Annotated in this window: 13 protein-coding genes; 7 read left to right on the top strand and 6 right to left on the bottom strand. The window is 63.8% G+C overall.

Translation table 11 applies throughout. The features are described from left to right. Positions 1–69: 69 nt before the first annotated feature. Genes N430_RS01260 through N430_RS01245 form a run of 4 tightly spaced genes read left to right on the top strand, consistent with a single transcriptional unit; the run spans position 70 to position 1687 of the window. The gene (locus N430_RS01260; RefSeq protein ID WP_110631828.1) at positions 70–348 is read left to right on the top strand and encodes a type II toxin-antitoxin system RelE/ParE family toxin; all 279 of its coding nucleotides are present in this window, start codon (positions 70–72) and stop codon (positions 346–348) included. A gap of 15 nt (positions 349–363) precedes the next feature. Then, a complete protein-coding gene (locus N430_RS01255) occupies positions 364–651 on the top strand; it encodes a HigA family addiction module antitoxin (protein WP_110631831.1) in 288 nt (95 codons plus the stop codon). A gap of 59 nt (positions 652–710) precedes the next feature. Then, positions 711–1067, top strand: coding sequence for a VOC family protein (locus tag N430_RS01250; protein WP_110631834.1), 357 nt, complete (start codon positions 711–713; stop codon positions 1065–1067). Beyond that, a complete protein-coding gene (locus N430_RS01245) occupies positions 1067–1687 on the top strand; it encodes a TetR/AcrR family transcriptional regulator (RefSeq protein WP_110632534.1) in 621 nt (206 codons plus the stop codon). Before N430_RS01250 ends, N430_RS01245 begins: the two co-directional genes overlap by 1 nt. Positions 1688–1851: 164 nt before the next feature. Here N430_RS01245 and preA read toward each other — a convergent pair whose 3' ends face one another. The 3 genes from preA to hydA form a co-directional block, all read right to left on the bottom strand. Continuing rightward, positions 1852–3126, bottom strand: coding sequence for an NAD-dependent dihydropyrimidine dehydrogenase subunit PreA (gene preA, locus N430_RS01235; protein WP_110631841.1), 1275 nt, complete (start codon positions 3124–3126; stop codon positions 1852–1854). Further along, the gene (locus N430_RS01230; RefSeq protein ID WP_110631844.1) at positions 3127–4494 is read right to left on the bottom strand and encodes an NAD(P)-dependent oxidoreductase; all 1368 of its coding nucleotides are present in this window, start codon (positions 4492–4494) and stop codon (positions 3127–3129) included. Between the two features lie 94 nt (positions 4495–4588). Further along, positions 4589–6028 (bottom strand): dihydropyrimidinase, encoded by a 1440-nt coding sequence (hydA, locus tag N430_RS01225; RefSeq protein WP_110631847.1) that lies wholly within the window; start codon positions 6026–6028, stop codon positions 4589–4591. A 618-nt stretch (positions 6029–6646) separates the two neighbouring features. On the opposite strand from hydA, the gene N430_RS01220 reads away from it, so the two are divergent. Further along, on the top strand, positions 6647–8146 hold the full coding sequence (locus tag N430_RS01220; RefSeq protein ID WP_110631850.1) for an NCS1 family nucleobase:cation symporter-1: 1500 nt from the start codon (positions 6647–6649) through the stop codon (positions 8144–8146). 11 nt (positions 8147–8157) lie between these two features. Then, positions 8158–9441, top strand: a complete 1284-nt coding sequence (locus tag N430_RS01215; protein ID WP_110631854.1) for a Zn-dependent hydrolase — start codon at positions 8158–8160, stop codon at positions 9439–9441. A gap of 114 nt (positions 9442–9555) precedes the next feature. Here N430_RS01215 and N430_RS01205 read toward each other — a convergent pair whose 3' ends face one another. The 3 genes from N430_RS01205 to N430_RS01185 form a co-directional block, all read right to left on the bottom strand. Next, on the bottom strand, positions 9556–10518 hold the full coding sequence (locus N430_RS01205) for an MBL fold metallo-hydrolase (protein WP_110631857.1): 963 nt from the start codon (positions 10516–10518) through the stop codon (positions 9556–9558). Positions 10519–10578: 60 nt separating this feature from the next. Then, positions 10579–11142, bottom strand: a complete 564-nt coding sequence (locus N430_RS01200) for a lipocalin family protein (protein WP_110631860.1) — start codon at positions 11140–11142, stop codon at positions 10579–10581. Positions 11143–11569: 427 nt separating this feature from the next. After that, positions 11570–12205, bottom strand: a complete 636-nt coding sequence (locus N430_RS01185) for a dihydrofolate reductase family protein (RefSeq protein ID WP_110631866.1) — start codon at positions 12203–12205, stop codon at positions 11570–11572. A gap of 162 nt (positions 12206–12367) precedes the next feature. Here N430_RS01185 and N430_RS01180 point away from each other — a divergent pair, with 162 nt between their 5' ends. Continuing rightward, on the top strand, positions 12368–13180 hold the full coding sequence (locus N430_RS01180; RefSeq protein WP_110631869.1) for a crotonase/enoyl-CoA hydratase family protein: 813 nt from the start codon (positions 12368–12370) through the stop codon (positions 13178–13180). Positions 13181–13190: the final 10 nt, after the last annotated feature.

Here is a 13190-nt window from a genome sequence, read left to right as displayed (position 1 = left end):
ATATTTTGCTTCGTGTGATGCATGGGGTCACACTCTGGCTGTCTCCCAAATGGACACGGCGAGCTATCCATGATCATCAGTTTTCGACATAAGGGACTGCGACTCTTCTACGAAACGGGTAACACCCGGGGTATTCAGGCCACTCACGCAAAACGCTTGAAGCGGCAGCTGCAGTTTCTCGACCGCGCCATCGTCGCGCAGGACTTGAGCCTGCCAGGCTGGCAACTGCATCCGCTCAAGGGCGAGCTTTCGGGCTTCTGGTCAGTGAGTGTTTCCGGTAACTGGAGGTTGATCTTTCGTTTCGTGGGTTCGGATGTCGAATTGGTCGATTACCTTGATTATCACTAAACAGGAGGGCTGATCATGCCTTTGCACAATCCGCCGCATCCCGGCGAAACCTTGCGTGATGATGTCTTGCCAGCGCTTGGCCTGACGGTGAAGGCCTTCGCAGCGCATCTGGGTTTTTCTCGAGAAGCGCTTTCGCGGGTACTGCATGGCCGCGCGGCCATGTCTCCAGACCTGGCGCTGCGCCTGGAAATGGCAGGTATCAGCACTGCACGGCTGTGGCTGGCCATTCAGGCCGACTATGACATCTGGCAGGCTCGCCATCGCCGTCAGCCTGTCATCACGCGGTTATATCAGGCGGCCTGATTCAATCGGGTGAAAGTACCGGAGTAGACTAAGGCAACCCCATTCGGCAAGGAGCACGCATGAGCGTTCGCGGCCACGATCGGCAGATCGACAACATCGAGTTCAACGTCAGCGACATCGCACGGAGCAAGGCTTTCTATGGCAGCGTGTTCGGCTGGCGCTTCACCGACTACGGGCCGGCTTACACCGAGTTCAGCGATGGCCGCTTGACCGGCGGTTTCACCACCGGCGAAGCGGTGCGGCCGGGCGGGCCACTGGTGATCCTGTATGCGGACGACCTGGAAGCCACGCTACAGCGGGTCGAGGCGGCCGGGGCAAGCATCAGTCGGGCGACCTTTGCCTTTCCGGGGGGCCGCCGTTTTCACTTCATTGACCCGGACGGGTATGAACTGGCTGTGTGGACGGCCCAAGCCTGATGGCCAACCACAAGATCGAAATCCGCCGTCGCAATATCGAGAAAATCCTCATCGCCGCGGAAAAGGTGTTCGCCGAAAAGGGCTATGGCGCCACCTCGATGGGCGATATCGCCGAACAGGCCGAACTGCCGCGCTCCAACCTGCATTACTACTTCAGCACCAAGGACGAGTTGTTCCGCGCAGTGCTGCAAGACTTGCTGGATGTGTGGAAGCAGGACGCGCTGTGTTTCGAGAACTTCGATGACCCGCGGGTGGTGCTGACCAGCTACATCCGCGCCAAGATGGGCCATTCGCGGTCACGGCCGCTGGGTTCGAAGATCTGGGCCGAGGAGATGCTGCATGGGGCACCGGTGCTGGGGGTGAACCTCAGTGAGAGCCTGGTGCCCTGGGCGAAGCTCAAGGAAGACAAGATCCGTCGTTGGGTGGCGGAGGGGCGCATCCTGCCGGTGGAACCTTCGGCGCTGCTCTACATGATCTGGGCGTCGACACAGCACTATGCCGATTTTGGTTATCAGGTGACGTTGTTGAACGAAGGCGAGCCATTGTCGGACATGGCGTTCGAGAGTGCGGTGCAGACGGTGACCTGCGTGATCTTGCGTGGGATCGGGCTGGAGCCCTGAACCGGCTTGCGGGCTGACGCGGTCCTTTGTGGGAGCGGCCTTGTGTCGCGAAAGGGCCGCAGAGCGGCCCCGGCAATTTGTGCGATATCGCTGAAACCTTGGGGCCGCGTTGCGGCCCTTTCGCGACACAAGGCCGCTCCCACAAGGTCAGGCAGCAAGTTGACTCAGCTGGCCTCACAGTAGGGGTTGCGCGGATCCTGGGTCCAGTTCAGGTAAGGCTTGCCGGTATCCTGCGCCACCATCTCGATGCAGTTCTCCACCGGGCAGGTGATCTGGCACAGGTTGCAGCCCACACATTCGTCCTCGATCACGCTGTAGGCATGGGTCCCGTCAGCCTTGAGGGTGCTGGCAATCGCCTGGTGCGAAGTATCCTCACAGGCAATATGGCAACGCCCGCAACCAATGCAGGCATCCTGGTCGATATGCGCCACCGACTTGTAGTTGATGTCCAGGTACTTCCAGTCGGTGGTATGCCCCACGGCCTGCCCGCGGAACGCTTCGAGGTTGCGGTGGCCGTGCTGGTCCATCCAGCGTGCCAGGCCATCCTTCATGTCTTCGACAATGCGGAAGCCATGCAGCATCGCCGCCGTGCACACCTGCACCGCACCGCTGCCCAAGGCGATGAACTCGGCAGCATCACGCCAGTTGCCGATCCCGCCGATGCCGCAGATCGGCAGGCCGCGGGTTTCCGGGTCGCGAGCGATTTCGGCAACCATGTTCAGGGCGATCGGCTTGACTGCCGAGCCGCAGTAACCACCGTGGGTGCTCTGGTCGCCAACGATGGGGTGGGCGACCATGCGGTCGAGGTCGACGCTGGTGATCGAGTTGATGGTATTGATCAGCGACACCGCATCCGCGCCACCGCGATGGGCCGCCCGGGCCGACTGGCGAATGTCGGTGATGTTCGGTGTGAGCTTGACGATCACCGGCAGCGAGCAGTGCGTCTTGCACCAGCGGGTGACCATCTCCACGTACTCCGGCACCTGGCCGACCGCCGCCCCCATGCCGCGCTCAGGCATGCCGTGCGGGCAACCGAAGTTCAACTCGATGCCATCGGCGCCGGTGGCCTCCACCAGTGGCAGGATGAACTTCCACGACGCTTCCACGCACGGCACCATCAGCGACACGACCAATGCGCGGTCGGGCCAGTCCTTCTTCACCTGGGTGATTTCCCGCAGGTTGATCTCCAGCGAGCGGTCGGTGATCAGCTCGATGTTGTTGATGCCCTGCACCTGGCGGTTGGGGCCGTAGTGCGCGGAATACCGTGACGACACGTTGACCGCTGCCGGGTCCTCGCCCAGGGTCTTCCAGACCACGCCACCCCAGCCGGCCTCGAAGGCACGGACCACGTTGTAGGCCTTGTCGGTCGGCGGCGCGGAGGCCAGCCAGAAGGGGTTGGGCGCCTTGATACCGGCGAATTCGATGGACAGGTCGGCCATTTACGCTGCCTCCACGTTGAGCATGAGTTGGGCATGGATGGCTTCGGCGGCCAGCTTGCCGTGTTGCACGGCCTGGACGGTGAGGTCCTGGCCCAGGGCGGTGCAGTCGCCACCGGCGTACACGCCCGGGAGGCTGGTGCGCATGTACTCGTCGACGCGGATACGCTCGCCATCACGCGCCAGTTGCGCGGCGGCCGGGTCGCCGAGGCTGGCATCGTCGAAGCGTTGGCCGATGGCTTTGAAGATGGCGTCGGCGGCCAGCTCGAACGTTTCGCCCGTGTCGCGCAGGCGGCCGTCGGCCAGTTCGGTGCGCATGAAGCGCATGCCGCGCACACGACCGTCGTCATCGAGCAGCACAGCGTCGGGGCGGGCCCAGGTGTGCAGGCGTACCTGGTTGGCCTTGGCGATGTCCTGCTCATGGCCGGTGGCGCCCATGTCGGCGTGGCCACGGCGGTACACCAGGTTGACGTCGCGGGCACCCAGGCGGCTCATCTGCACGGCCATGTCGATGGCGGTGTTGCCGGCACCGATCACCAGGCAGCGGTCGGCCAGTGGCAGCTGCGCAAGGTCGTCGGCCTGGCGCAGTTCGCGGATGTACGCGGTAGCGGCGAGCAGGCCGGGGGCTTCTTCGTCTGGGAGGCCGAGCTGGCGCACGGCGTTCAGGCCGAGGCCGAGGAACACCGCGTCGAACTGGTCGCGCAATTCGCCGAGGCCGAGGTTGGCGCCCAGGCGCTGGCCGTGACGGATCTCGATGCCACCGATGCCGAGCAGGAACTCCACCTCGCGCTGAGCGTAGTCATCCACCAGTTTGTAGCGGGCGATGCCGTACTCGTTGAGGCCGCCGGCTTTCTCGCTGGCCTCGAACACCACCACGTCATGGCCATGCATGGCCAGGCGATGGGCGCACGACAGCCCGGCAGGGCCGGCACCGACCACGGCGATGCGCTTGCCAGTGGCGGGTGAGCGCTTGAACGGGTGCTCGCTGAAGTCGGCATTGTCCAAGGCGTAGCGCTGCAACTGGCCGATCAGCACCGGGGCGCATTCCTGGGCGTTGTTACGCACGCAGGCTTGTTGGCAGAGGATTTCGGTGGGGCACACGCGGGCGCAGCTGCCACCGAGGATATTGGCCGACAGGATGCGTTCGGCGGCGCCTTGCAGGTTCTCGTCGCTGATGCGGTGGATGAACGACGGGATGTCGATTTCGCTCGGGCAGGCGTTCACGCACGGGGCGTCGTAGCAGTACAGGCAGCGGGCACTCTCGACGGCAGCCTGGCGGGCGGTGAGCGGCGGGGCCAGGTCGGTGAAGCGCTCGGCCAGTTGGTCGCTGCCGGCACGCGGGCGCGGCAAATGGTTCAGGGCATCGATCACGGTTGTAGCCTCTCTTTTCTTTTTTGGTTGTGGCAGTCAACGGCAATACGGCGCCGCCCGGCCTCTGAGGGCCGGTACGGCAATGCGGGTCAGGTCAGCGCTGAACGGGTGTCGGGCGCTGTTGCTCGGCGCGTCGGCCCAGCACCTCGTACACCGAGGGGTAGGCCGGGCGCTCCACGTATCGACCAGCGCCAGGCTCGGCGCGCAGGTCGCCATCGGCCCAGAGCACCTTGCCCTGGCTGATGGTGTGGCTGGGGATGCCGCGTACGCTGCGGCCTTCGAAGATGTTGAAGTCGACCCGCTGGTGGTGGGTCTGGGCGGAAATGGTGCGTGTGCCCTGCGGGTCCCATAGCACCAGGTCGGCGTCGGCGCCGACGCGGATGGCGCCCTTGCGCGGGAACAGGTTGAAGATCTTCGCGGTGTTGGTCGAGGTCAGCGCGACGAACTCGTGCATCGACAGGCGCCCGCTGTTGACCCCGGCGTCCCACAGCACGGCCATGCGGTCCTCGATGCCGGCAGTGCCATTGGGGATGCGGCTGAAGTCGTTGCGGCCCATGGCCTTCTGTTCGGCGCAGAAGCAGCAGTGGTCGGTGGCGGTGGTGTGCAGGTTGCCCGATTGCAGGCCGCGCCACAGCGCCTCCTGGTGCTCGCGCGGGCGGAACGGCGGGCTCATCACGTAACCGGCGGCGGTTGCCCAGTCCGGGTGGCGGTAGACGCTGTCGTCGATCAGCAGGTGGCCCGGCAGCACTTCGCCGTACACCGGCTGGCCCTTGGCCCGGGCGTAGGTGATTTCGTCCAGCGCTTCACGGCTGGAGATGTGCACCACGTACAACGGCGTGCCGATGGTCTCGGCAATGCGGATGGCGCGGCTGGCGGCTTCGCCTTCGACTTGTGAAGGGCGCGACAGCGGGTGCGCCTCAGGCCCGGTCAGGCCTTGGGCCAGCAACTTTTGTTGCAGGTGATAGACCAGCTCGCCGTTCTCGGCATGCACGGTAGGCACGGCGCCCAACTGCAGGCAGCGCTCGAAGCTGGCCACCAGGGTGTCGTCGGCCGCCATGATGGCGTTTTTGTAGGCCATGAAATGCTTGAAGCTGTTGACCCCATGTTTGCTCACCAGCTCGCCCATTTCTTCGGCGACCTGCTCGCTCCACCAGGTGATGGCGACATGGAAACCATAGTCGGACGCACTTTTCTGCGCCCAGCCGCGCCAGGTGTGGAAGGCCTCCAGCAGCGACTGCTGCGGGTTGGGGATGACGAAGTCGATGATCGAGGTGGTGCCACCGGCCAGCCCTGCGGCGGTGCCGCTGAAGAAGTCCTCGCTGGCGACCGTACCCATGAAGGGCAACTGCATGTGGGTGTGCGGGTCGATGCCGCCGGGCATCAGGTACTGGCCGCTGCCGTCGAGGATCTCACAGTCGGTAGGGGCTTCGAGGTCTTTGCCGATGGCGCGGATCTGGCCATCGACACACAAGACATCGGCGGGATAGCTCTCTTCATGGGTAACCACGGTGGCGCCACGGATCAACAGGGACATGCCGTCTTCCTCGCAGGCTGACCGGTCTGTGCCGGTTCTTGAAATTGTTATGTGTCAGTGGCTGGAGGATAGGTGTTAATCCTGTCAGGCCTGACAAGATTGGAATTTAGATGCAGATTCAGGATTGTTCAAGAAAATAATTTATATGCTTATAGCGCTAATAACTTACTGATAATTAACGATTAATTGTCTTGATTACCAAAATGGTGAGGCCTTTCACCATTTTGACGCACTTGACAAGAAGCCAAATTGGTCAAGATTTTCCATGCAAAATCAGCTGCTTGATTCCTGGCTTCGAGGCGCAGGCCGCGCCGTTGAAAAACCAGGCTGCACCAGTTTGAAACCTGTTGCAGGGGCCAAGGCTGGCCCAAGGTGGCGCAAGCGGCAGGCGAGGGGATAACCGTGCCCGCGCCTGCCGCGCAACAATGCTTTGCAGATCAGTTGATTACCTCCGGTCGGCGGCGGCCGGCCGGGTAGGCGCAAGCCAACCCGGCACGCTATTTGAGTACGGCCACAACCGCCAGGCCGGACCGGAGGAGCAGTACTGGTGGTGTGTGTACTCCGGCCATCGCGTTAGCCCGATGAGCAAACAACTAGAAGAAATCTGGAGAAGGCCCCATGCAACAGAGCAGATCGGAAGTGATCGAGCAGGCAGGCCTGTTCGAGCTGTCCGCAGGCAGTGACGTCCTCGACAGCCCGCGCTACAACCACGACATCGCACCGACCAAGGTGCACCAGCGCACCTGGAACAAATGGCACATCACCGCGCTGTGGGTGGGCATGTCCATCTGCGTGCCCACCTACACCCTCGGTGGCGTGCTCACGGCCTACTTCGGCCTGAGCGTGGGCGAGGCACTGCTGGCGATCCTGCTGGCCAACCTCATCGTGCTGATCCCGCTGACCCTCAACGCCTTCCCCGGCACCAAGTACGGCATCCCGTTCCCGGTGCTGCTGCGCTCGTCGTTCGGCATCCTCGGCTCCAACGTGCCGTGCCTGATCCGCGCGGTGGTGGCCTGCGGCTGGTTCGGCATCCAGACCATGTTCGGTGGCCTGGCCATCCACCTGTTCCTTGGCTCGATCTTCGACAGCTGGAAGGCGCTGGAAGGTACCGGCGAGGTAATCGGATTCATGATCTTCTGGGCGCTGAACCTGTGGGTCGTGCTGCGTGGTGCCGAGTCGATCAAGTGGCTGGAAACACTGTCGGCACCGCTGCTGGTGGCGGTCGGTTTCGGCCTGCTGTTCTGGGCCTTGCCGCACATGTCGATGAGCGAACTGCTGGCGCAGCCGCCCAAGCGCCCGGAAGGGGCCAGCGTGGTCGGTTACTTCTGCGCCGGGCTCACGGCCATGGTCGGCTTCTGGGCCACCTTGTCGCTGAACATTCCCGACTTCAGCCGCTATGCCAAGAGCCAGAAGGACCAGATTCTCGGGCAGATCTTCGGCCTGCCGCTGACCATGTTCCTGTTCGCTTCGCTGGGGGTGGTGATGACCGCTGCCTCGGCGTCGCTGGTGGGGGAAACGGTGTCCGACCCGGTCAGCCTGATCGGCAAGATCCACAGCCCTGGCTGGGTGGCGCTGGCCATGGCGCTGATCGTGATCGCCACGCTGTCGACCAACACCGCCGCCAACATCGTTTCGCCGACCAACGACTTCCAGAACATCGCCCCGCGCCTGATCGGGCGCAGCCGCGCCGTGTGGCTGACCGGCTTCATCGGCCTGGCGCTGATGAGCCACGAACTGCTGAAGAAGCTTGGCTGGATCGTTTCCGACCTGAGCCTGGAGAGCGTCTATTCCAACTGGTTGCTGGGCTACTCCAGCCTGCTCGGGCCGATCGCCGGGATCATGGTGGTGGACTACTTCCTGGTCCGCCGCCAGCGCCTGGACCTGGCCGGGCTGTACCGCGACGACGTGTACCCGGCGTGGAACTGGGCGGGCTTCGCCGCCTTCGCCTTGCCGGTGGCGCTGACCGTGCTGGCCATCGGCAACAGCAGTTTCAGCTGGTTCTACGACTATGGCTGGTTCACCGGTTCGCTGCTGGGCGGGGCGCTGTACTACGCCCTGGGCGGCATGGCGGTGCGCGGGCCGGCGATCGCGCCAGTACAAACCAATAAAAATGCCTGAGGAGAAACACCATGATCCCATCCCAGCATGTTCTGAAATCCACCGAACGCCACGTCGACAGCGCACGTCTGTGGCAGTCGCTGATGGACCTTGCCCGCCTCGGCGCCACGGCCAAGGGCGGCGTGTGCCGGCTGGCACTGACCGACCTCGATCGCCAGGCGCGCGACCTGTTTGTTCAGTGGACGGAGGCCGCCGGTTGCACCGTCAGTGTCGACGCGGTGGGCAACATCTTCGCCCGCCGCCCCGGGCGTAACCCCAAACTGCCACCGGTGATGACCGGCAGCCATATCGACACCCAGCCAACCGGCGGCAAGTTCGATGGCTGTTTCGGCGTGATGGCCGGGCTGGAAGTGCTGCGTACCCTCAACGACCTGGGCATCGAGACCGAGGCACCGCTGGAAGTGGTGGTGTGGACCAACGAAGAAGGTTCACGCTTCGCCCCCTGCATGATGGGCTCGGGTGTGTTCGCCGGCAAATTCACCCTGGAAGAAACCCTGGCCAAGCGTGATGCCCAGGGCGTGTCGGTCGGCGAGGCGCTGAACGCCATCGGCTATGCCGGCCAGCGCGCGGTGCTCGGCCACCCGGTCGGTGCCTATTTCGAAGCGCATATCGAACAGGGCCCGATCCTCGAGGACCAGGCCAAGACCATCGGCGTGGTGCTCGGTGCCCTGGGGCAGAAATGGTTCGACCTGACCCTGCGCGGCGTCGAAGCCCATGCCGGGCCGACGCCGATGCACCTGCGCAAGGACGCCCTGGTAGGCGCCGCGGCCGTGGTCGAAGCGGTCAACCGCACCGCCCACGCGCACCAGCCCCACGCCTGCGGCACGGTCGGGTGCCTGCAGGCCTATCCCGGCTCGCGCAACGTGATCCCGGGCGAGGTGCGCATGACCCTGGACTTTCGTCACCTGGAGGGCGACCAGCTGGATGCGATGATCGCTGATGTGCGTGCGGTGATCGAGACGACCTGTGCCAAGCATGGCCTGAGCCATGAGCTGGTCCCCACGGCAGACTTCCCGGCGCTGTACTTCGACCGCGGTTGCGTCGATGCCGTACGCCAGTCGGCGCAAGCGCTGGGGTTGCCGCACATGGACATCGTCAGCGGGGCAGGGCATGACGCGATCTTCCTCGCCGAACTGGGGCCGGCGGGGATGATCTTCGTGCCTTGCGAGAATGGCATCAGCCATAACGAGATCGAGAACGCCACGCCGGAAGATCTTGCAGCAGGTTGCGCGGTGTTGCTGCGGGCAATGCTGGCGGCATCGGAGGCGATCGCCAGGGGGCGCCTGGCGGCATAGCAACGCGCTGAAAGGGGCCGCTTTGCGGCCCATTCGCGGGCCCGCCCGCTCCCACAGTGACCGCACATGCCTCAAGGCTTGCGCTAAACCTGTGGGAGCGGCGGTGCGGCGATCTCAAGACTGAACGGCGACCAGGCATCCATCACGGTCGATATGGTAACGCTGCAGATCCTGCGCCAAGGTCAGGTGCCCACTGTAGTGTGCCAACGCCTCATCCCGCACATCATCGATGCACGGGCTGCGCATCGGGTCCCCCTGGTACCGCGCACTGAAATGCGTCAGCACCAGATTGCGCACCCCCGCCGCTTCAGCGAACTGCGCCACCGCCGCCGCCGTACTGTGGCCAAACGCATTGCCGCTGCGCTCGACAATGGGTTGGGTATAGGTCGCCTCATGCACCAGCACATCCGCGTCCCTGGCAACTTCGGCGAGCAATGCCGGGCTGTCGTTATCGCCACAGACGATCACCCGCCGCGGCGGCCGCGAGGCTTTCAGGTAGTCACGCGGCTCTAGCCGCTTTCCGTCCAGCTCGACCACCAGGCCCTTGGCCAGGTCACCCCACAACGGCCCACGCGGGATCCCTTCGGCCTCCAGCCGCTGAATGTCCAGGCGTGGTTCAGGGTTCAGTTCGGTGAACACGAAGCCAACGCTCGGCACCCGGTGCGACAGCTGCACGGTACTGACCTGTATGTGCTCGCTCTGCCACTGCCCCAGTCCCTCGACCGGCAACAGGCGCAGTTCGAACGGCAGGTAGGTTTCGCTGGCCGCCAGGCTCAGGCGCACCCAGTCCTGCAAGGCGGCGGGCAGGATCAGGTCGAGCGGCTCACTGCGCCCGCCCATCCCGGCACTGGCCAGCAGCCCCGGCAGGCCGAGGCAATGGTCGCCATGCACATGGGTGATGAAGATGCCGCGCAAGTCGCGTACCGAGAGCGCACTGCGCAGCAACTGGTGCTGGGTGCCTTCGCCGCAATCGACCAGGTACCAGTGCTTGCCGCTGGCTTCGATGACAGCGGTGGCGCTGACGTTGCGGGCTTTGGTGGGCACCCCGGAGGAGGTGCCCAGAAACTGCAGGTCCAATGTTTCGCTCCATGCGTGGGGGAGCCACACCTTAGACCGATTGCTGCAGGGCGTCGATGCTCATGGCACGGCGGGGGCGTCCTGACGCCAGATCAGCTTGCTGGTGTCGTAACCCTGCTTGTGGGCAATCGCCAGCAATTGGTCACGGGTCTGGTCGGTGATCGCCGGCGTGCGCGACAGCAGCCACAGGTATTCGCGGTTGGGGTGGCCGACCAGCGCCACGCGGTAGTCCTTGTCGTGGTACAGCACCCAGTACTCGCCCTTGGTCATTTCTGGCGCCAGGCGGCTGAACCAGTTGTCGAAACGTACCCAGAGCTTGTCGGTCCTGCCCGGTACCTGGGCCTCGGCGATGCCGCGGGCTTCGTTCCATGTGCCGTCTTTTTCCTTGCAGCGGTTGGTCACGTCGATGCGGCCATCCTCGCGCAGGCCGTAATGGGCTTCGGACTGCACGCAGTTGCGCTGGAAGAACATCGGCAGGCGCGCCAGCTCGTACCAGGTGCCCTGGTAGCGCTGCAGGTCGACCTGTTCGGTGGTCGGCGGGGAGCGGTGATCGTCGTTGGAACCGACGCAGCCCATCAGGGCCAGGGTCATGCAGGAAAGCACAAGGGCCGTGCGCATCGCCATGGTAAACCTCCTGTCAGCGAGTGTGGGGCTCACACTTGGTTCGATGCGGGCAGGGGTTAAAAGTTGTATCGGTTCTTCCTGGCTTGAGTTATGTGGCGCCTGTGAGATCGAGCGCCGCCCGCGCGGCGCATCGCGGGCAAGCCCGCTCCCACATCTGTTTCGGGCCAGTCTTTCCTGTCAAGCCAACAGGGACCGCCTTGTTTGTTACCTTCAATATCAAGGTGGACACCACCGCTTATCATCGGCCTTCAGCCATGCACCACTGCTTAAAATCGGCCTTCAGTCATGCACCAAGGCGGTCCCTGTTGGCGGCACAGGAGAGATTGGCCCGAAACAGATGTGGGAGCGGGCTTGCCCGCGATGCGCCGCGCGGGCGGCGCTCGATCTCACAGGCGCTACAAATCTGTCGGCAGGCACCTGTCAGCCCTCACCCTTTCTCCGGCGGCAAATCAAACGACCCGGTCTCAACATCGCCCACACGCACATAACGGGCAATGATCACGCCCTTGGGCGTCACCTGAGAATGCTCCAGTTTGAAAACCCCAGGTGCTGCATCATCACCAAACAGCCGCTTGCCATGCCCCAGCAACACGGGGTGGGTGAGCAACTGAAGCTCGTCGACCAGCCCGGCGGCGAGCAGTTGTTGCACCACATCAGCACTGCCCTGAGTGAGCAGATCGGCGCCGTTCTGCTGCTTGAGTGCCCGTACCGCCGCAACAATATCCGCGCCCAGCGCATGGCTGTTATGCCAATCAAGGCTGCTTGGATCATGGGTGGCGACATGCTTAGCCACGCTGTTGAACAGGTTGGCGATGGAGAATTCTTCGGTATCGTCTTTCACCTTCGGCCAGTAGCCGGCAAAGATGTCGTAGGTGCGCCGGCCCAGCAGCAATTCGAAAGGTTGGCTGAACAGCGCCTGCATGGCCTGGCCGAACACTTCCTCGGCATGTGGCACGAGCCAACCGCCAAAGGTGAAACCGCCACTGGTGTCTTCCTGTGGCCCGCCGGGGGCCTGCATGACGCCGTCGAGGCTGACGAAGGCGGCTACGATGAGTTTGCGCATGGGGGCTCTCCTGAAGGGCCTGTCGAGGGTGATGATTCACTCATGGTCGAATGGCACGCGGCAATTTCGACAGGGCAGGCAGTCCCGTTTTTGGCACAAGCACGGTCACCTGCCTGGGTTACCATCCACGGCGTGAACCCTATCCCCACAGGAGTGCCGCCCGTGACCGAATACACCGCGTTCAAGGTCGAACTGACCGACAACATCGCCCATGTGCAGATCAATCGCCCGGAAAAGATCAACGCGATGAACGCGGCCTTCTGGGCGGAAATCGTCGACATCTTCCAATGGATCGACGACACCGATGCCGTGCGCGCGGTGGTGATCAGCGGTGCCGGCAAGCATTTCTCCGCCGGTATCGACCTGATGATGCTGGCCTCGCTGGCCGGGCAGATGGGCAAGGATGTCGGCCGCAACGCACGCTTCCTGCGCAAGACCATCCAGCGCCTGCAGGCCTCCTTCAATGCCGTGGACAACTGCCGCAAGCCGGTGCTGGCGGCGGTGCAGGGCTACTGCATTGGTGGCGCCATCGACCTGATCTCCGCCTGCGACATGCGCTACTGCAGCCGCGATGCGCAATTCTCGATCAAGGAAATCGACATGGGCATGGCCGCCGATGTCGGCACCTTGCAACGTTTGCCACGTATCATCGGCGACGGCATGATGCGTGAGCTGGCCTTCACCGGGCGCAACGTGGAAGCCGATGAGGCGCTGCGCATCGGCCTGGTCAACCGGGTCTATGATGATCAGGCCGCGCTGCTCGACGGGGTCTTTGCCATTGCCCGCGAGATTGCCGCAAAATCGCCGATCGCCGTGGCCGGCACCAAGGAGATGCTCAGCTACATGCGTGACCATCGCATCGACGATGGCCTGGACTACATCGCCACCTGGAACGCCGCGATGCTGCAGTCCGAAGACCTGCGCGTGGCCGTGGCGGCGCACATGAGCAAACAGAAACCGACGTTCGCCGACTGACCGGGCCGGG

Source organism: Pseudomonas sp. CC120222-01a (assembly GCF_003097235.1).
Taxonomy (GTDB): Bacteria; Pseudomonadota; Gammaproteobacteria; order Pseudomonadales; family Pseudomonadaceae; genus Aquipseudomonas.
This window is presented reverse-complemented; position numbering and strand designations above follow the sequence as displayed.